This is a genomic window from Bradyrhizobium sp. 27S5 (assembly GCF_037217225.1).
GTDB lineage: Bacteria > Pseudomonadota > Alphaproteobacteria > Rhizobiales > Xanthobacteraceae > Bradyrhizobium > Bradyrhizobium septentrionale.
Genome location: NZ_CP147714.1, coordinates 9,053,550 through 9,069,468, shown reverse-complemented (window position 1 = coordinate 9,069,468; position 15,919 = coordinate 9,053,550). Strand labels below are relative to the sequence as shown.

General features: G+C 59.1%; 19 protein-coding genes. 14 read left to right on the top strand and 5 right to left on the bottom strand.

What is annotated here, in order from left to right; genetic code table 11:
* Positions 1-73: 73 nt before the first annotated feature.
* The 7 genes from tnpA (WDM24_RS44605) (at position 74) to WDM24_RS42575 (ending at position 6,180) form a co-directional block, all read left to right on the top strand.
* Entirely contained in the window at positions 74-535 is a 462-nt protein-coding gene (tnpA, locus tag WDM24_RS44605) for an IS66-like element accessory protein TnpA (protein ID WP_166208700.1), read from the top strand.
* Positions 532-885 (top strand): IS66 family insertion sequence element accessory protein TnpB, encoded by a 354-nt coding sequence (gene tnpB, locus WDM24_RS42600; protein WP_166208697.1) that lies wholly within the window; start codon positions 532-534, stop codon positions 883-885. Before tnpA (WDM24_RS44605) ends, tnpB (WDM24_RS42600) begins: the two co-directional genes overlap by 4 nt.
* Before the next feature lie 50 nt (positions 886-935).
* On the top strand, positions 936-2,498 hold the full coding sequence (tnpC, locus tag WDM24_RS42595) for an IS66 family transposase (RefSeq protein WP_166213760.1): 1,563 nt from the start codon (positions 936-938) through the stop codon (positions 2,496-2,498).
* 29 nt (positions 2,499-2,527) lie between these two features.
* A complete protein-coding gene (locus WDM24_RS42590) occupies positions 2,528-3,118 on the top strand; it encodes a YecA family protein (RefSeq protein ID WP_166213761.1) in 591 nt (196 codons plus the stop codon).
* Positions 3,119-3,404: 286 nt separating this feature from the next.
* The gene (locus tag WDM24_RS42585) at positions 3,405-4,085 is read left to right on the top strand and encodes a Crp/Fnr family transcriptional regulator (protein ID WP_338829943.1); all 681 of its coding nucleotides are present in this window, start codon (positions 3,405-3,407) and stop codon (positions 4,083-4,085) included.
* Between the two features lie 663 nt (positions 4,086-4,748).
* The gene (locus WDM24_RS42580; RefSeq protein WP_338829942.1) at positions 4,749-4,979 is read left to right on the top strand and encodes a hypothetical protein; all 231 of its coding nucleotides are present in this window, start codon (positions 4,749-4,751) and stop codon (positions 4,977-4,979) included.
* Positions 4,980-5,115: 136 nt separating this feature from the next.
* On the top strand, positions 5,116-6,180 hold the full coding sequence (locus WDM24_RS42575) for a sensor histidine kinase (protein ID WP_338829941.1): 1,065 nt from the start codon (positions 5,116-5,118) through the stop codon (positions 6,178-6,180).
* A 1,288-nt stretch (positions 6,181-7,468) separates the two neighbouring features.
* Here the strand turns inward: WDM24_RS42575 and WDM24_RS42570 are convergent.
* A complete protein-coding gene (locus tag WDM24_RS42570) occupies positions 7,469-7,738 on the bottom strand; it encodes a DUF1127 domain-containing protein (RefSeq protein ID WP_338829940.1) in 270 nt (89 codons plus the stop codon).
* Positions 7,739-8,015: 277 nt separating this feature from the next.
* Here WDM24_RS42570 and tnpA (WDM24_RS44600) point away from each other — a divergent pair, with 277 nt between their 5' ends.
* The 4 genes from tnpA (WDM24_RS44600) to WDM24_RS42550 are packed head-to-tail and all read left to right on the top strand — an operon-like array spanning position 8,016 to position 11,060.
* Entirely contained in the window at positions 8,016-8,477 is a 462-nt protein-coding gene (gene tnpA / locus WDM24_RS44600; RefSeq protein WP_166208700.1) for an IS66-like element accessory protein TnpA, read from the top strand.
* Positions 8,474-8,827, top strand: coding sequence for an IS66 family insertion sequence element accessory protein TnpB (gene tnpB / locus WDM24_RS42560; protein WP_166208697.1), 354 nt, complete (start codon positions 8,474-8,476; stop codon positions 8,825-8,827). Before tnpA (WDM24_RS44600) ends, tnpB (WDM24_RS42560) begins: the two co-directional genes overlap by 4 nt.
* A 50-nt stretch (positions 8,828-8,877) precedes the next feature.
* Positions 8,878-10,440: an IS66 family transposase gene (gene tnpC, locus WDM24_RS42555; RefSeq protein WP_166213760.1), complete on the top strand. Its 1,563-nt coding sequence runs from the start codon at positions 8,878-8,880 to the stop codon at positions 10,438-10,440.
* A gap of 29 nt (positions 10,441-10,469) precedes the next feature.
* Positions 10,470-11,060, top strand: a complete 591-nt coding sequence (locus WDM24_RS42550) for a YecA family protein (protein WP_166213761.1) — start codon at positions 10,470-10,472, stop codon at positions 11,058-11,060.
* Positions 11,061-11,315: 255 nt separating this feature from the next.
* On the opposite strand, the gene WDM24_RS42545 is transcribed toward WDM24_RS42550, so the two are convergent.
* From WDM24_RS42545 to WDM24_RS42530, 4 genes are all read right to left on the bottom strand, one after another.
* Positions 11,316-11,555, bottom strand: coding sequence for a hypothetical protein (locus WDM24_RS42545; protein ID WP_338829939.1), 240 nt, complete (start codon positions 11,553-11,555; stop codon positions 11,316-11,318).
* Positions 11,556-11,755: 200 nt separating this feature from the next.
* A complete protein-coding gene (locus tag WDM24_RS42540; protein WP_338829938.1) occupies positions 11,756-12,295 on the bottom strand; it encodes a hypothetical protein in 540 nt (179 codons plus the stop codon).
* Between the two features lie 71 nt (positions 12,296-12,366).
* Positions 12,367-12,762 (bottom strand): hypothetical protein, encoded by a 396-nt coding sequence (locus WDM24_RS42535; protein WP_338829937.1) that lies wholly within the window; start codon positions 12,760-12,762, stop codon positions 12,367-12,369.
* A 170-nt stretch (positions 12,763-12,932) separates the two neighbouring features.
* Positions 12,933-14,084 (bottom strand): DUF2235 domain-containing protein, encoded by a 1,152-nt coding sequence (locus WDM24_RS42530; protein WP_338829936.1) that lies wholly within the window; start codon positions 14,082-14,084, stop codon positions 12,933-12,935.
* A 221-nt stretch (positions 14,085-14,305) separates the two neighbouring features.
* On the opposite strand from WDM24_RS42530, the gene WDM24_RS42525 reads away from it, so the two are divergent.
* The 3 genes from WDM24_RS42525 (at position 14,306) to ligD (ending at position 15,915) form a co-directional block, all read left to right on the top strand.
* On the top strand, positions 14,306-14,536 hold the full coding sequence (locus WDM24_RS42525) for a hypothetical protein (protein ID WP_338829935.1): 231 nt from the start codon (positions 14,306-14,308) through the stop codon (positions 14,534-14,536).
* Positions 14,530-14,760, top strand: a complete 231-nt coding sequence (locus tag WDM24_RS42520) for a hypothetical protein (RefSeq protein ID WP_338829934.1) — start codon at positions 14,530-14,532, stop codon at positions 14,758-14,760. Before WDM24_RS42525 ends, WDM24_RS42520 begins: the two co-directional genes overlap by 7 nt.
* A gap of 258 nt (positions 14,761-15,018) precedes the next feature.
* Complete coding sequence (gene ligD / locus WDM24_RS42515; RefSeq protein WP_338829933.1) at positions 15,019-15,915, top strand: non-homologous end-joining DNA ligase; 897 nt, start codon at positions 15,019-15,021, stop codon at positions 15,913-15,915.
* The last annotated feature ends 4 nt before the right edge of the window (positions 15,916-15,919 follow it).

Sequence of the window (15,919 nt, the reverse complement as noted above, 5' to 3'; positions counted from 1 at the left end):
AGGCCTCCACCTCGTCATGGCGCGGTTCGCTTGGGATACAGCCTGGGATGAGCTGATGGGTGGAGGTGAAGCGATGGCAAATGCCATGCTTGATGCCAGGCAGGAAGGTGACTCTTATCGCCGCGTTGAGGTGATCACTGGGGAGCGCCGGCGGCGACGGTGGACGCGCGAGGAGAAGGCCCGGATCGCGGCGGAGAGCTTTGAGGAGGGGACGAACATCTCCGAGGTGGCGCGGCGCAATGGTGTTTCCCGCGGACTGCTCACGGTGTGGCGACGCCAGGTAGCGGCGGCGATGGCCGGCAAAGCCCAGAACTTCGTGCCTATCCAAATTGGCGCCGAGAGCGATGGCGGGAGGGCTGGCGAGTCCGAGTGTATTTCGCCGGGTAAGATGAAGCCCTTGGAGATTGCCGCGCCGCCGGCCAAGGTCTGTGGAGCGGTCGAGATCGAGGTGAACGGGGCGCGCATCCGCGTCGAGCCGGGCGTGGAGCTGGCGACGCTTTCGATGGTGCTATCGGCGCTTCGAGGGATCCGGTGATTGCGCTACGGTCAGACCTCAAGGTGGTGCTGGCGGCCCAGCCGGTCGACTTTCGTAAGTCGGTGCATACGCTGTCGGCGCTGGTGAGCGAAGCACTGCGCGCGAACCCATATTGCGGCGACGTCTTCGTGTTCCGCAGCAAGCGCATGGACAGAGTGAAGCTTCTGGCGTGGGACGGCAGCGGCATGGTGTTGGTAACGAAGTGGTTGCACCAGGGGCGTTTCACCTGGCCACCGATCCGCGACGGCGTTGTGCATCTCAGTGCGACGCAGCTTGCGATGCTACTCGACGGCCTCGAGTGGACGCGTGTGTCGCCCAAGCCTGTGAAGCAGCCGGTCATTGTCGGCTGAGAAGTGAGGATTTCGCTGGAGCGTGGGTCACACGGATGTATCGTCTGATCATGGCGATTCGCCCCGACGCTCTTCCGGCCGATCCAGCAGCTCTGACCGAGATGGTGCTCGCGCTTGACGCTGAGAACGAGAAGCTGCGCGTAGCAATGCAGACGTTCAAGGACATGATCTTCGGGAAGCGCTCGGAGCGGCTTGCCGCGCTCGTGGCCGAGCAGCTCGCACTTGAGCTTGGCGACCTTGAGACCGGCGTCACGCCGCCTGCAGCTGCCAACGACGATGCAGCCGCGGCAAAGCCGCCCGGCAAACCACTGCGGAAGAAGGCGCGCCGCAACATCGGCGCGCTGCCCAAGCACCTGCCGCGCTGCGAGCAGGTGCTGGAGCCGGAGGCGACCGCATGCCCGTGTTGTCAGGGCCAGCTTCACAAGATCGGCGAGGACGTCAGCGAGGTGCTGGACATCATCCCGGCGATCCTGCGGGTGTTGCGGACGGTCCGTCCCAAGTACGGCTGCCGCCGCTGCACCGATGGTGTGATCCAGGCGAAGGTGCTGCCGCGCCTAATCGAGAGCGGCATGGCCTCGACGGCACTCGTGAGCCACGTGGTAGTCTCGAAGTTCGCCTGGTATCTGCCGCTTTACCGACAGGTGCAAATTCTGGCCGGCCAGGGTGTCCATCTCGACCGGGCGACGCTCGCCGGCTGGGTGAAGCGAGCGGCCTGGTGGCTCAGGAGCCTCTATGAGCTCCAGCTGCGCACCATCCAGGCTGCGCCGCGCCTGTTCTGCGACGAGACGCCGATGCCGGTGCTCGATCCCGGACGACATCGCCCGCGCATCTGCCAGTTCTTGGCGCATGCGATGGATGACCGGCCATGGGGCGGCCCCTCGCCGCCGGCGGTGGCCTACGTGTTCGCCGACGGCCGCGGCACGGCGGAGATCGCCAGACAGTTGACGGGCTTTTCCGGCATTCTGCAGGTCGACGGTTATGCAGCCTACAAAGCGCTCGCCCGCGATCATGGCGACGCGATCCAGCTCGCCTTTTGTCTCGCCCACGCCCGACGCAAATTCGTCGACGTGTATAAGACGACCCAGTCGCCGTTCGCTCGCGAAGTGATCGAGCGCCTGCAGGCGGTCTATGCCATCGAAGCAGAGATCCGCGGCAGCAATGCCGAGCAGCGGCTGGCCACCCGCCGCACCAGGTCCGCTCCATTGATGGAGGCGCTCAGGACGCGCCTGACCACAATGGTCGGCCAGCTCTTCTCCCAATCGAAGCTGGCGGAGGCCATCAACTACGCACTCAATCACTGGGACGGGTTGACGCTGTTTCTCCGCGACGGCCGTGTCGAGGTTGACAGCAACACAGTCGAGCGTTCCATGCGCCCGATTGCGATGGGAAGACGCAACTCATTGTTCAGCGGCAGCGAAGGCGGCGCCGAGAGCTGGGCGATCCTGGCGTCGCTCGTGAACACGGCAAAACTCCATGAGCTCGACCCGCAGGCCTACCTGGCCGATGTGCTGGAGCGCATCGTGTCCGGGCGAACCAAGAGCCATCAGCTGCACGAGCTGCTCGCCTGGAACTGGAAGGCGGCGCGCCGGCGCACACCGCAGGCAGCGGCATGAGCCCACGTCGCCATAAAGCAGCATCGTCGATGCCGTCAGCCGCGATGCCGCTTGCGGACCTCGAGCGATGGCTCCAGGCTCGCATCGATCGCCATCCTGCCGCCACTAGCATTCCCATGCTCGACGGCTATGCTGCCGCGATCGTAGCCGGACCGGTCTCGATGAGCCCGCTCGATTGGATCTGCCCGCTGCTCGCGATCGATGCCGACGCGTTCAACCATGGCGGCACGCCGGAGTTCGCCGCGATCTCCGCCGTTGCGCTGCGCCACAACGACATCAGCAACACCCTCTCGACTGCCCCCGATCGGTTCGAGCCGATACACCGGCGCAACCCCAATGGCGACGTCGATCCGCGTCCCTGGTGCCAGGGTTTCCATGCCGCGATGCGGCTCAGGCTGTCGGCGTGGGCGCCGATGCTGGACACCAGCAATGTCAATCACGGCCTGCTTCTGCCCATTCTGTTGCACTGTCGCGACGATCAGGGGCAGCCGATGCTCGGATCCCCCCGAAGCGGCCGCGAGACTGCCGACTTTCTGCGTAACGCCTACGCCGATATTCCAGCGGTCGTCGAGGCCATGCGCCAATATTGGATGCCGATCCGCTACCCACGCGCCCGCTGATCTCCGCAGACGTGGGAGCTCATACCGGTTACCATGAAGTCCGCACCTTCCAGTGCCCGGAATGCGAGACGACTGGAAGTTTTGCAGTTGCGATCTAGCCGCCACTCTAGTCGGTGTTTGCGACCTGTTGGGTCCGGCTCGGGCTTCGCCTGCTGACCGTTCCATCAGCTTATCGGCAGCCGGGTGCTCCCATCCTGGCTGCGAAAAGCTGCCATTGTGCGGCACTTTTATTTCGAACGTCGGCGGCTGAATGGTAAGCTCCCACCGCGCTGGGACGAAACGGGACATGCGAGAAAATACCAACCACGCAATATTTGATCCTAAGGAGTTTCTCGCCAAGGTAGGCGAAGGGAAGACCATCCTCGTGTTTCGCAAGGATGAGATCGTCTTTGCGCAGGGCGACGTGGCAGATACGGTTTTTTATATCCAGAAAGGCCGGGTCAAGGTTGTTGTCATATCCGAGCAAGGCAAGGAAGCCGTGGTCGGCATTTTGGAGCCCGGCCAGTTCTTTGGCGAAGGCTGCATGAACGGCCATTCGCTGCGTATCGCGACGACGACAGCGATGGAGGAATGCCTGGTGACCGCGATAACGAAGACCGCCATGGTCGCGGCATTGCACGATGAACCCAAGTTTTCCGAGCTGTTCATGGCCTATTTGCTGACCCGCAACAGCCGGATTGAAGAGGACCTGATCGACCAGCTCTTCAACTCCAGTGAAAAGCGGTTGGCGCGCCTGCTGCTCCTGCTGGCGAATTTCGGCAAGGAGGGCAGCCCTCAACCGATCAGTCCAAATATCAGCCAGGAGACATTGGCCGAAATGATTGGAACGACGCGATCCCGCGTCAGCTTCTTCATGAACAGATTTCGCAAGCTCGGCTTGATCAGCTACAACGGAAAAATCGAGGTCAACAGTTCATTGCTGAACGCGGTCTTGTACGACAAGCCCGAGATCAAGCGCGAATTGTAAAACGATAATTGCGCCTCAGGCGTCGCGGACCAACGCCAACCCGAATGAGGGTCCTTTAGAGCGCCTTGCGCGTTGAGGCTCCATCGAGGGGCCTGAAGGGTTATGAGCGACGTTCCTCGCGATATTCAAAGAAAGTTCGAACGGCGGTGGGCCGCCAGATTTGCGCGGCCAGTGGAAGCGCGCCGGCCCGAAAGGCATCAATCTAAAAAGCCGGATCAGCGCCTCGCCGCTCAACCCAGAGAAAAACCCGCCGAATTGAACCGGCGGCCTTGAGGCGTGCGAGCGCGGGACCGTAAGCCCGTTTGAAACTCATTAACTTTTGTCGATGTGATCAATATTGACCAGTATTTCGGCTACCGGACATGCCAGATTAGCCCAATCACCGCACCGCCTTGTTGGCCCCTATCGGTGATGAGAACGCGATCACGCGCTCCCGCCTTCTGCAAACAGAGGAGCGGCGGAATGCAGCGACGCCGTTACAGGCCACAAGACGAACCTCTATATGACCGCCTTGCCAATGAGGCAGAGCGACTTCGCAAGCAAGCGAGGGGCACTCCGCCAGGTATTGAGCGTGAGAGGTTGATCCGCAGAGCACGGCAGATTGAGACCGCATCGCACGTCAGCGAGTGGCTTGCCTCGCCCGGCCTGAAGGCTCCGACCTAAATGCGCACCTCATTCAGCGATAACTACACCTTGGGTAAGTTCAACCCACCCTCCTACGCGAACTGGCTCGCCGAACTTCGCACCCTGTTTCCTGTCCCGGAAGAATTCCTTTTGGCGGATGCGATCTTCAGTTTCGCAAGCGCATTCAAGGAAGGAAAGACGCCGCAGCGGGCTTACGAGGTGTTCGATGTTTTCGTCAGCGCATTGCCCGCTCCAACCGCCTCCGGCTGAGTGGTCAATATTGCACTGCCAAAATAAGCCGGTCTAGCGATGGACCTTAGAGACTTGAGGCCGTTGTTCCTGCATCTCCTCACCGCCTTCGAGTTATATTGCGCAATTTTGAAAGACGCGCGGGGAAAGGTCACCCGTGTTTAGAAAGCAATTCAGCGAGGTTGAAGACGCCTGTGCGCTCGCGCAGGCGATGGTAGATACCGTTCGTGAACCTCTGATCGTCCTCGACAAAGACCTGCGGGTCGTCGCCGCGAGCCGGTCGTTCTATGTGAAGTTCTCGACCGATCCCCGCCACACGCAGGGAAAGCGCTTTTATGAATTGGGCGGCCGGGAATGGGACATTCCAAAGCTCCGCTTGCTGTTGGAAGAAATTATACCCAGTCAAAGCGCGATGGATGAATACGAAGTTGAGTATGACTTTCCTCGCATCGGACGACGGGTGATGCTGTTAAATGCCTGCATCGTTCGATATGAGAAAGCGCACACCAATATCCTGCTCGGCATCGAGGATATTACGGTTCAACGCAATCTGGAACGCGATAAGGATGACCTGTTGCGCCAGAAAGACGTGCTGCTCGACGAACTCCAGCACCGGGTCGCCAATAGTCTCCAAATCATCGCCAGCATCATTATGATGAAGGCAAAATCGGTGGAATCTGAGGAAACGCGACGCCATCTACACGACGCTCACACCAGGGTGATTTCGGTTGCAGCCGTGCAAGAACACCTTCACGCTTCGGCGAGTCTTGGCTCAATGGAAATGCAGCCCTATCTCACAAAGCTTTGTGAGGCGCTCGCCCACTCGATGATAGGCGAGGACCAGTCAATTTCGTTGAGGGTGCTCGGTCAGGGCGGGAGAGCGACTTGTCGCGACGCCGAGAGCCTCGGATTAATCGTCACCGACCTTGTGATCAACTCGCTAAAGCACGCGTTTAAGGCAGGAACGAAGGACGGACAGATCGCCGTCTCCTATGAAGTTTCCGGGACGGACTGGAAACTATCCGTCGTCGATAACGGGGTTGGAAAACCTGACGGCGTCTTTGCGCAACCCAAATCCGGGCTTGGCACCGGCATTGTCAAGGCGCTCTCCAAGCAGCTCAACTCCCAAGTCGTTACCCTGAGTGGAGCAAACGGAACGGCCGTCACCGTTACTCACGCGACCTTTGCAGGCAGTGAGGCGAAAAACCAACCGGCGGCGTAGCTGCGCGACGCTATCAACCTTGAGTCCGAAACTGGCCCATCGCGTCAGTTGGCGCAGTGCGGCGACATGTCCGAAGCTGAGGGTAGACCGGAAGTAGCTGGCCGACTGCAAAAACGACGCGATTGACCCTGAGTGGCCTCCGGCTGGCTACTACGTTCCTGAATTGGTCCAATATCACCTTACGTTCTCATAGGACGGCGGGTACTGGCCTGTTTTATCCCCTAGTGGCCTAATTTGAATTTGGGAGTGGCCTGTTTTGAATTAACCGAACGGTTACCAGGCCTTGGCCGTTGTTCTCAGTAGGACTACCGACGCCCATCGGTTGTTTGGCCCCCGTTCTAATCCTGTTCACCATGTAAACGGGCCAGCGCTGGAACGAATGCGGGGGTTCCCGCGTGATGTAGTTGGCTTGGGCCAATTGCGTGGAGAAACGCAATGTTGGACAACCAGATCAAACCCCCGCCAGATAACGTCATGGCCGACGTTTATCTCGGTGTAGCCGTTACAGGCTTGTACACCTTGGTCGGAATGGGAATCGTTCTTGCGTTTATGTGAAATAGGCCGCCTCAGTTGGCGGCCTAGTTTCTTTTCGAGAGTGGTCAAAATTGACCAGCCTTGGGACGTCGGGTATTCCAACCTTCGGCACTATCCGGGATTTTGTTAGTACCCTCTCGGGCAGGAAGGCCGCGCCGCCTGTAAGAGTTTCAAACGGGCGGCGTCGCTTTGTCTGGGCCGCCTCAGTTGGCGGCCTCTTCGTCAGATCATGCCGGCAAGATTGATAGCGGATCGTCGAGGCGGGCTGGCGTAAGCCTGATGTCAGCCGGAAATGTTTAGATACGAGTACTCCGACGGCCTCGGCTCGTACCGCTCTGGGGCCGTTTTTTTATCGGTCACAGCATGGAAAGAAGCCGATCAATGGTTCCTTAAAGGAGCCCTGAAATGCTCATGGCGATGCACAAAGACGAACCACACGAATGGTTCATACCGGCACTGAGGCGCGGTTACGCTCGACTTGCTGGCTGGATGGTGCGCGACAACAGAATGTTGGAGACGAGCCGGTTGCCGGAGCCGACGCGGGCGGATGTCTCGAACAGAATGCCGGAATCGTCACGTCATCCAGAGCCACCACGACCTTAGGGATCACCATGAAAGGGCTGTTGATAGCGATAGGCATTATTGCCGCTCTTTACTTGGGCGACCAGCGCTTCAACCATGGTCAATACACAGATGCGGTCCATCGCATGGCGAGTCAGATGAGGCATTCCTTCGGAGTGTAAGTAAGGCCGCCTTATCGGCTGTCGCGACACGCATCTAGGTACAAGGGCGACCTTCGCACTTCTTCAACATCCGCCTTCGATACGCCAATGTCGGCGAGCAGCCAGTCATCAAGTTCGAGAAGTTCCCTGTATTGGTGCTGTCGTTCCAACCACAGTGCCAATCCGGTCAGCCACGCAGCCGGGATTCTCCGGGGCCCCCTAAAGGCCGGAAAAGAGGCTGAGGCTGAAGCAGCTGCGTCGAGAGTATTGGTTGAATTGTTGATCGTGCTGCCGCAAGGCATGTTTCACCTCCTCAATGGAGCGAAACAACGCTTGGCTGCGGGAGCTCATCGGGCGGTTGTGAATGGCCCGAGTGGCTTCTGTACTACAACCACCCTTGCTGCTCAATGGTCGATTTGAGGATCGCCAAAGGGACTCGGCATACCCGTGCTCCGTACCTTGCTGTCGCTCGCCGACGAGGTGATCGAATGAGGGTAACCGGCATGAGGCCTCCACCTCGTCATGGCGCGGTTCGCTTGGGATACAGCCTGGGATGAGCTGATGGGTGGAGGTGAAGCGATGGCAAATGCCATGCTTGATGCCAGGCAGGAAGGTGACTCTTATCGCCGCGTTGAGGTGATCACTGGGGAGCGCCGGCGGCGACGGTGGACGCGCGAGGAGAAGGCCCGGATCGCGGCGGAGAGCTTTGAGGAGGGGACGAACATCTCCGAGGTGGCGCGGCGCAATGGTGTTTCCCGCGGACTGCTCACGGTGTGGCGACGCCAGGTAGCGGCGGCGATGGCCGGCAAAGCCCAGAACTTCGTGCCTATCCAAATTGGCGCCGAGAGCGATGGCGGGAGGGCTGGCGAGTCCGAGTGTATTTCGCCGGGTAAGATGAAGCCCTTGGAGATTGCCGCGCCGCCGGCCAAGGTCTGTGGAGCGGTCGAGATCGAGGTGAACGGGGCGCGCATCCGCGTCGAGCCGGGCGTGGAGCTGGCGACGCTTTCGATGGTGCTATCGGCGCTTCGAGGGATCCGGTGATTGCGCTACGGTCAGACCTCAAGGTGGTGCTGGCGGCCCAGCCGGTCGACTTTCGTAAGTCGGTGCATACGCTGTCGGCGCTGGTGAGCGAAGCACTGCGCGCGAACCCATATTGCGGCGACGTCTTCGTGTTCCGCAGCAAGCGCATGGACAGAGTGAAGCTTCTGGCGTGGGACGGCAGCGGCATGGTGTTGGTAACGAAGTGGTTGCACCAGGGGCGTTTCACCTGGCCACCGATCCGCGACGGCGTTGTGCATCTCAGTGCGACGCAGCTTGCGATGCTACTCGACGGCCTCGAGTGGACGCGTGTGTCGCCCAAGCCTGTGAAGCAGCCGGTCATTGTCGGCTGAGAAGTGAGGATTTCGCTGGAGCGTGGGTCACACGGATGTATCGTCTGATCATGGCGATTCGCCCCGACGCTCTTCCGGCCGATCCAGCAGCTCTGACCGAGATGGTGCTCGCGCTTGACGCTGAGAACGAGAAGCTGCGCGTAGCAATGCAGACGTTCAAGGACATGATCTTCGGGAAGCGCTCGGAGCGGCTTGCCGCGCTCGTGGCCGAGCAGCTCGCACTTGAGCTTGGCGACCTTGAGACCGGCGTCACGCCGCCTGCAGCTGCCAACGACGATGCAGCCGCGGCAAAGCCGCCCGGCAAACCACTGCGGAAGAAGGCGCGCCGCAACATCGGCGCGCTGCCCAAGCACCTGCCGCGCTGCGAGCAGGTGCTGGAGCCGGAGGCGACCGCATGCCCGTGTTGTCAGGGCCAGCTTCACAAGATCGGCGAGGACGTCAGCGAGGTGCTGGACATCATCCCGGCGATCCTGCGGGTGTTGCGGACGGTCCGTCCCAAGTACGGCTGCCGCCGCTGCACCGATGGTGTGATCCAGGCGAAGGTGCTGCCGCGCCTAATCGAGAGCGGCATGGCCTCGACGGCACTCGTGAGCCACGTGGTAGTCTCGAAGTTCGCCTGGTATCTGCCGCTTTACCGACAGGTGCAAATTCTGGCCGGCCAGGGTGTCCATCTCGACCGGGCGACGCTCGCCGGCTGGGTGAAGCGAGCGGCCTGGTGGCTCAGGAGCCTCTATGAGCTCCAGCTGCGCACCATCCAGGCTGCGCCGCGCCTGTTCTGCGACGAGACGCCGATGCCGGTGCTCGATCCCGGACGACATCGCCCGCGCATCTGCCAGTTCTTGGCGCATGCGATGGATGACCGGCCATGGGGCGGCCCCTCGCCGCCGGCGGTGGCCTACGTGTTCGCCGACGGCCGCGGCACGGCGGAGATCGCCAGACAGTTGACGGGCTTTTCCGGCATTCTGCAGGTCGACGGTTATGCAGCCTACAAAGCGCTCGCCCGCGATCATGGCGACGCGATCCAGCTCGCCTTTTGTCTCGCCCACGCCCGACGCAAATTCGTCGACGTGTATAAGACGACCCAGTCGCCGTTCGCTCGCGAAGTGATCGAGCGCCTGCAGGCGGTCTATGCCATCGAAGCAGAGATCCGCGGCAGCAATGCCGAGCAGCGGCTGGCCACCCGCCGCACCAGGTCCGCTCCATTGATGGAGGCGCTCAGGACGCGCCTGACCACAATGGTCGGCCAGCTCTTCTCCCAATCGAAGCTGGCGGAGGCCATCAACTACGCACTCAATCACTGGGACGGGTTGACGCTGTTTCTCCGCGACGGCCGTGTCGAGGTTGACAGCAACACAGTCGAGCGTTCCATGCGCCCGATTGCGATGGGAAGACGCAACTCATTGTTCAGCGGCAGCGAAGGCGGCGCCGAGAGCTGGGCGATCCTGGCGTCGCTCGTGAACACGGCAAAACTCCATGAGCTCGACCCGCAGGCCTACCTGGCCGATGTGCTGGAGCGCATCGTGTCCGGGCGAACCAAGAGCCATCAGCTGCACGAGCTGCTCGCCTGGAACTGGAAGGCGGCGCGCCGGCGCACACCGCAGGCAGCGGCATGAGCCCACGTCGCCATAAAGCAGCATCGTCGATGCCGTCAGCCGCGATGCCGCTTGCGGACCTCGAGCGATGGCTCCAGGCTCGCATCGATCGCCATCCTGCCGCCACTAGCATTCCCATGCTCGACGGCTATGCTGCCGCGATCGTAGCCGGACCGGTCTCGATGAGCCCGCTCGATTGGATCTGCCCGCTGCTCGCGATCGATGCCGACGCGTTCAACCATGGCGGCACGCCGGAGTTCGCCGCGATCTCCGCCGTTGCGCTGCGCCACAACGACATCAGCAACACCCTCTCGACTGCCCCCGATCGGTTCGAGCCGATACACCGGCGCAACCCCAATGGCGACGTCGATCCGCGTCCCTGGTGCCAGGGTTTCCATGCCGCGATGCGGCTCAGGCTGTCGGCGTGGGCGCCGATGCTGGACACCAGCAATGTCAATCACGGCCTGCTTCTGCCCATTCTGTTGCACTGTCGCGACGATCAGGGGCAGCCGATGCTCGGATCCCCCCGAAGCGGCCGCGAGACTGCCGACTTTCTGCGTAACGCCTACGCCGATATTCCAGCGGTCGTCGAGGCCATGCGCCAATATTGGATGCCGATCCGCTACCCACGCGCCCGCTGATCTCCGCAGACGTGGGAGCTCATACCGGTTACGAATGAGGCCCGCTATTTGCTGCGGTGCATGAGTCTGTTGTTGGCACATTTCTGACCTGCCGTTCATGCTGAACGATGTCCGTTAGTTGAGGGGGTAGAACGGAAAGTAGTCGGAACGCGCTCAAACCAACGCGAATGACCCAGAACCCAGAACTGGCGTCGACGGTCAAGGAAGTTGAAAAATTAATGCGCCGCACACTTCTGGCGATTGCGGCCCGTTAGATTACTTCGCGAGCAACCGGGTCAACTCGACCGCAGTCGAAGCAGTCGAACAGCAAATTTCATCGATCTGCCGCGCCAGAGCGAGCGCACTAACCTTCAGAGCCTCAATCGTCGATGCTTCGGGATGCTGCTTTTCGAGTTCTTGGATGCGTTGGTTGAACGAAGCTAGCTCAAGGTACAGTCGTTCAATTTCCGCATTCTTCTCGATGGGCCCTGGCTCCCGAGCTTTGCGTGCTTGCATCACGTATCCCCCCGTTATGCTCTCGCCTTTGTGAGCCCGATTCGTGGCTAGAAATGGAATCTCTTTTGGCAAGGGTGTGGCCAGCCAGGTTCTTGGAAAATTGTCACGCCCGGCGAATACAAACCGAAGACCTGGCCCCGGCCGCTTAGACGTGCACATCAAGGGGAAAAGTCACGGCCACCTGCTCAGTAGGAGGCATCCTAACCGATACCGTGTTCGCGTTCGTATCGTTTCGTGTTGCGACCGTCGATCCATAGATACAGCAGCCCTATTACGAATGTGGCGGATACAGTCTGAAGGACGGTCAAGCTAGCAGCCAAGATCGGCGATCGGGTCTTCCGCCAATTGTAGAAATATGACCAAACGATGCAGCCGCCGTAGAGAATGGCAGCTGCAATATACAATGTGACGTCTGTAACTTGGTGACCGTGCCTTGCAGCCTCATGCGTAAAGAGACCCATCGCCAGGCACATCAGCAGAGCGATGATACCGACGACTAACGCAACATATGTAGAGGGAATGAACCAAAACCTTACGCCAACCAGGTGGATCGCTCTGATCGTCGTAAATACCCAGCAAAAGATCGAGAGCGGCACAATCAGCAAGCCAACGGCGTTGATCCAAGAGTAGGTCTGACTTCCGAATACGAGGTAGCTGACCGCCCCTGATAAAGGGATCGAGAGCAGTGACAGGCCGGATAGCAGCGGATAGCGAGCTTGTGAGGCAATTTCGTCGACCATAGAAAGATCCTCCGTTGGCTTTGAGCCAATGGAGGATCCTGTCTGAAGGCAGTTCGGGCAACGGGGAGGCACTACGATCCTCTGCCTGCCTTCTTATCCTTAGCTGTCTTGAAGTTTGACCGAACGGCATTGGCGCAGGCGGCCAGAGCTTCGTCCAGGCCACCGGCAACAGCAATCGTCTTGATCTGATCAAGCTGCTCGACGAGATCGTCAAACGTCGATGCCTTCAGCGTGCTCTTGCCCTTCTCCAGCTCCAGCGGCTGCTTCCCATACCGGAGCTGGAAGAAAATCGCACCTGCTCCATCAACCCAGAAGGCCTCCTTGGAAATTCTCTTTCCCTCACGAAAGAGCGCGATCTTCGTCATCTGCTGATCGATACTGGCAGTGAACTTGTTGCGGCGCTGAAGGACTGGTGTGTTCGCGGTCGGCTTCTGAACGGAAACCAGAGAGATCGTCGCTCGTGCCATGATGGGCTCCTTCGTTAATGATGGAGCCCCGTCCATTTAAATTAGGTTCGAGACAACAGGCAATCACCCACCGCTATGGACTCGACCTTCAATTGGCACTTGGCGGTCCAGGTAAACGCTCGGATGCCCAATGGAAATCCGTTAGAAATGTCAGAGGCTGAGGTGCATAATCAGCAAATACTTTCGAAATGGTCTGATAAGAATTCCTCTGCCTCATCCATCGCAGCTAGATCAGAGGAAAGCTTATAAAGATCGGGCTTCGATCCAGTCTTGTAACTCACCGGCATAGACATCATCTTTTTCGCGAAGGGATGAATCGTCTGCGTAATTCGACGATCGATCAAACGCTGGCTGGCGCCCGACCATAAGGGCCATGTTCCGACAAACTCGTTGTGTACTCGAATATGATCGCCGCCCTCAGGAAGGACTTGCAACTTTCCTACTTCCTTCAAATCGAACGACAGCTCAGTTCTCGCGATCACGCGATCGATCATTGTGAGAAGTGCTAGATTACCCAGTTGTCTCTTACTGTAAGCACCGCCCACGTCAGAATGAACGCCAGGCATCCAAATCTGCTCCAGCGATCTCTTCGATCGGAACGTAGGCCCGTCAGAACTTGTGCCCAGGCCGGTCCAATAGATTGGTTTGAAAAACAGTCTTGTCTCGTCGATCGATATCAAGTGGAGGGCGTGTTTCACGTTTGGTTGGACTAGCCCGGAACTCAATCGCAGCTGTTGGGCCACTTCAGCCGGACCATGACCGCCTGACACGGTGTCGAAGACCCCCACAAATTCGATTTTTGGGTTTGGGTCTGAGAAGCTTTTGGCATCGATAGGCTCGCCCTCGGATGATAATCTCACCTTGGTCAATGTCTCTTCGGACTGACCGGAGGCCAGCATTTCGCCGCTGCGAGCATATGACCTCCAGACATAGCCAAATCTATTGATGTGATGAGCCTTCAGTATTCCATGTGAAAGGAGGCCGGTAAGTGCGCGAGCAACAACGGCGCCACGCGAAAATCCGAAGATATAGATCCGATCGCCGCGCTCGAAGTTCGAGCAGATATTTACGTAAAGGTCTGCGACGAGTTCGTCGATTCCGAATGCGAAGGCACCGGCCAGCCACTTCTTGGCTTTTCCTGGACCGGCGCCAAGACCCCTAGAATAGTGCACAATTTGCGCGCGGCCATTATCGTCGTCTGCATTCAATAGCGTGTTCAAGCGATAGACGTTCGAATACACATCAAAATCGTCGTTGCCTGCCCAAAGCCATGTTCCATCAATGAAGTAGATGAGGTGCCGAAATCCGCCGGTACGTGCCACTTGAAAAATCCTTGCTTAGAACGACAGCCTTCAATTCCTAGACCAATGTGCTGAAACGTCGCATGCAGGCAATGTCTGAATTACGTCTCGCGTTCAAATAGCTGAAAGACACGCTGGAGTAGTACCATTTTGAGCATATCGCCTGACCTAAAACAATCCGGGCTTGACTCGATGTTCTTTGTTCGTTCTTATGTCGGCTCACAGCCATTTCAGAGCGAAACATGCCCAAAGTCGAATTCCTCCGATCGGAGATCGAGCGAATGCGCGTGCAAGTCAGCCGCCAGCGCAAGGAAATCCTCCAGCTCCAGAGAGCCGGTATTCCGACCAGCTCGGCCGAGGCGTTGCTCCGAAGGATGCTCGACAAGATCGATACTCTCTGCGCCGACCGCGACCGGATGAAGGCTCAACTGCCAAAGCCAAGCGGGCAGGTGGTGGGAGGCCGGAAATGGTGAGCGAGCGCCCGCAGTGGTTTGACGATTGGGAAAACCCGCCGCCGTTCATCAAGGCCCTGAGCGAAGTCCGGCAGCTCTCTTGTCGGGAAGGCTGGTGCTATCACCACGTCCAGGCCATCCAGGTCTCCATCGACCAGTACGCGGAAGCCGCGCTCGGCAATCGCGAATTCTTTCTGAACCGGCCGTACAGCATCGGTCCCAACAGGAAGGGCGATTTCTCGTAAGGAAAAGGGACCTGCACAAAACTAAAAGGGGCCGCGTCACGCGAACGGCCCCCTACCGGAAGTTCTGAAAAAATCGACCTTAATGAAAATAGCCCCGGCACCCGCAATATTAGCGTCGTGTGCGCTCAAAGCAGTTTCCGTAAAAACACGGGATACAAGCGGGCAAGGGAAGAAACACCACGGCCACGCCAGCGTTGGCAGGGCGTGGAAGCAGTAACTGTGTACACTGCCCGTCGGGCTTTTTATGAGTTGAGTTCTTTGTCCAAGCGCATTGAGATGCCAGGGTTCATTAAGCCCCAGCTCGCGACCCGGCGGAGCAAGGCTCCATCAGGGGACAAGTGGATTCATGAGATCAAATACGACGGCTACCGCATCCAGTTACACCTCAATCGCGGCAAGGCTAAAGCGTTCACCCGCAACGGTCTGAACTGGATCAAAAGATTCTCCGTCATTGCCGGTGCGTTTGACATTCCCGGAGAGGCAATCATCGACGGCGAGGTTGTTGTAGTCCATGAGGGCCGGACCAACTTCTCCGAGCTGCAGGCAGAACTCGCCAGAAGCGACCAGGACCGTTTGCTGTACTACGCCTTCGATCTCCTGTGGCTCGACGGGCAAGACTTGCGCAAGCGGCCGCAGATTGAGCGCAAGGCGATGCTGCAAGGACTGTTCGATTCCTATCAGCTTGAGCCACCCGTACTTTTCAGCGAGCACCTGATTGGCGATGGCCAGCAGCTATTTGAGCATGCACGCAAGCTCAAGTACGAGGGCATCATTTCGAAAAACGCGGACGCGCCCTACCGCTCGGAGAGAACTGACGCCTGGCTGAAGGTGAAGACGGTGCAGCGCGAGAAGTTTCCCGTCATCGGCTTCATCAAAGATCCGACGGGCATTGCAGCGCTGTACCTCGGCAAGCAGCAGGGCAATGAGCTGGTTTACATGGGCAAGGTCGGCACCGGCTGGTCGCGGACCGTGTCCAGCCAAATACGAAAGCAACTCGATACAGTCGTGAGCCCGAAGTCCAAGCTCACCAAGCCAGTCAGGAAACAGAAGGCTACATGGGTTGAGCCATCGTTCGTCGCCGACATCGAATATCGCGACATCACGTCAGAAGGGCTGCTACGAGCAAGTTCGTTCAAGGGCCTGTCCAGGAAGTAGGAAC

Bases quoted from the DNA above. Each gene is read 5' to 3' on its own strand.
- tnpA (WP_166208700.1), top strand. From the start codon at position 74: ATGGCAAATGCCATGCTTGATGCCAGGCAGGAAGGTGACTCTTATCGC.
- tnpC (WP_166213760.1), top strand. From the start codon at position 936: ATGGCGATTCGCCCCGACGCTCTTCCGGCCGATCCAGCAGCTCTGACC.
- WDM24_RS42590 (WP_166213761.1), top strand. From the start codon at position 2,528: ATGCCGTCAGCCGCGATGCCGCTTGCGGACCTCGAGCGATGGCTCCAG.
- WDM24_RS42585 (WP_338829943.1), top strand. From the start codon at position 3,405: ATGCGAGAAAATACCAACCACGCAATATTTGATCCTAAGGAGTTTCTC.
- WDM24_RS42580 (WP_338829942.1), top strand. From the start codon at position 4,749: ATGCGCACCTCATTCAGCGATAACTACACCTTGGGTAAGTTCAACCCA.
- WDM24_RS42570 (WP_338829940.1), bottom strand. From the start codon at position 7,738: ATGCCTTGCGGCAGCACGATCAACAATTCAACCAATACTCTCGACGCA.
- tnpA (WP_166208700.1), top strand. From the start codon at position 8,016: ATGGCAAATGCCATGCTTGATGCCAGGCAGGAAGGTGACTCTTATCGC.
- tnpC (WP_166213760.1), top strand. From the start codon at position 8,878: ATGGCGATTCGCCCCGACGCTCTTCCGGCCGATCCAGCAGCTCTGACC.
- WDM24_RS42550 (WP_166213761.1), top strand. From the start codon at position 10,470: ATGCCGTCAGCCGCGATGCCGCTTGCGGACCTCGAGCGATGGCTCCAG.
- WDM24_RS42545 (WP_338829939.1), bottom strand. From the start codon at position 11,555: ATGCAAGCACGCAAAGCTCGGGAGCCAGGGCCCATCGAGAAGAATGCG.
- WDM24_RS42540 (WP_338829938.1), bottom strand. From the start codon at position 12,295: ATGGTCGACGAAATTGCCTCACAAGCTCGCTATCCGCTGCTATCCGGC.
- WDM24_RS42535 (WP_338829937.1), bottom strand. From the start codon at position 12,762: ATGGCACGAGCGACGATCTCTCTGGTTTCCGTTCAGAAGCCGACCGCG.
- WDM24_RS42525 (WP_338829935.1), top strand. From the start codon at position 14,306: ATGCCCAAAGTCGAATTCCTCCGATCGGAGATCGAGCGAATGCGCGTG.
- WDM24_RS42520 (WP_338829934.1), top strand. From the start codon at position 14,530: ATGGTGAGCGAGCGCCCGCAGTGGTTTGACGATTGGGAAAACCCGCCG.